Annotated in this window: 2 protein-coding genes; one reads left to right on the forward strand and one right to left on the reverse strand. The window is 62.0% G+C overall.

The genetic code is table 11. The annotated features are described in order from the left end of the window. Positions 1–336: tetratricopeptide repeat protein (locus tag EN932_RS35775; RefSeq protein WP_128369507.1), on the reverse strand; the 336-nt coding region annotated here is incomplete at its 3' end. Between the two features lie 213 nt (positions 337–549). On the opposite strand from EN932_RS35775, the gene EN932_RS35780 reads away from it, so the two are divergent. Further along, positions 550–1,536: polysaccharide deacetylase (locus EN932_RS35780; protein ID WP_128369508.1), on the forward strand; the 987-nt coding region annotated here is incomplete at its 3' end.

Here is a 1,536-nt window from a genome sequence, read left to right on the forward strand (position 1 = left end):
GGCGGGAACGTCGCCCTTGTTCGCCTTGACGGTCGCGCCGCGCATGCGTGCGAGCAGCGGATAGGCGCCGTAGCCATCCTTCTCCAACTGATCGAGCGCGGTCAGCGCCTCATCGTTCTTGCCGTCATTGGCAAGCTTCAGCGCCTGCGAGAACGCATCGCCCGAGCGGTTGGCGCGCGTCTCGTCCCAATAGCGATAGCCGACGAAGGCTGCGGTGCCGAGCACCACGAGGATCGCAACGACAATCAGGGCTGGGCCAAAACGGTCCCACAGCGCCTGCGCCTGTTCGCGACGGATCTCGTCGTTGACTTCACGGATAAAACTGTCGTCGGACATCAAATCAAACCATTCCTGCCCGGTCGGGCCTTTGTCAGCCCGCGTTTTAGCGAAATTTTGCCGGCATGGAAGGGGTTCAACCGGAAAATCGCTATTGTCCGGGGCAAACGGATGTTTGCCCCGGACGAGCAGCCGAAGAGGCCCATCGCACCCGCGCCACATTTAGGCGATAGCCGGCTTGCAGACGTTCCCCGAGTTAAGATCAGATTTCCTATGCTTCGTCCGTTCCGCGTTGTTGCGTTTTCACTTGCCGCGCTCGTCACTGCCGGCGTGGCTCTGGCCGACCCGCCCGCGCCACCGGTGCCGGCAAAGCCCAAGCAGGTCGTCATCATCTCGTTCGACAGCGCCCGCGACATTTCGCAGTGGAAGCGCAGTCGAGCACTGGCTGAGCGCACCGGGGCACATTTCACCTATTTTCTGTCCTGCGTCTTCCTGCTGTCGACGGAAACACGCAAGGAATACACCGCACCCGGCAGAAGCGCCGGGAAATCCAATATCGGCTTTGCCGCCTCGAAACAGGAAGTCACCGACCGGCTCGAGCAGATCGGGCTTGCCGCGCATGAGGGCCACGACATCGCCAGCCATGGCTGCGGCCATTTCGACGGCAAGGACTGGAGCAAGGCCGACTGGCTGAAAGAGTTCGGTTCGTTCGAGCACATTCTCGAGAACGCCTATGCCATCAACGGCATTGCGCCCGAGCCTGAGGGCTGGCGCGATTTCGCACGGCATGCGGTTGTCGGTTTTCGCGCGCCGTATCTGTCGACGGGCAAGGCGCTCTATGAAGCGCTGCCGGCCGCCGGCTATCAATTCGACGCCAGCGGCGTCTCGCAGGGCCCCGCCCGACCGACGGCCAGCAACGGCGTCATGCACTTTTCGCTGCCGCAGATTCCAGAAGGACCGAAGTCACGGCCGGTGATCGCCATGGACTACAATCTCTATGTCAGGCATTCCGGCGGCTTCGAACGGCCAAGCCAAGCGGGCGAGTTCGCCAACCGGACCTATGATGCCTTCCGCGCCGCCTTCGACAAGCAGTATGCCGGCAAGCGCATTCCGCTGGAGCTCGGCTTCCACTTCGCGCTGATGAATGACGGCGCCTACTGGAACGCGCTGGAGCGTTTTGCCGGCGATGTCTGTGTCAAGGCCGATGTCGAATGCAACAGTTTTCGCGATTATGTTTCGCGCCAGGATGCCGGCCAGAGG

This window comes from Mesorhizobium sp. M7A.F.Ca.US.002.01.1.1 (assembly GCF_004022955.1).
Classification (GTDB): Bacteria; Pseudomonadota; Alphaproteobacteria; order Rhizobiales; family Rhizobiaceae; genus Mesorhizobium; species Mesorhizobium ciceri.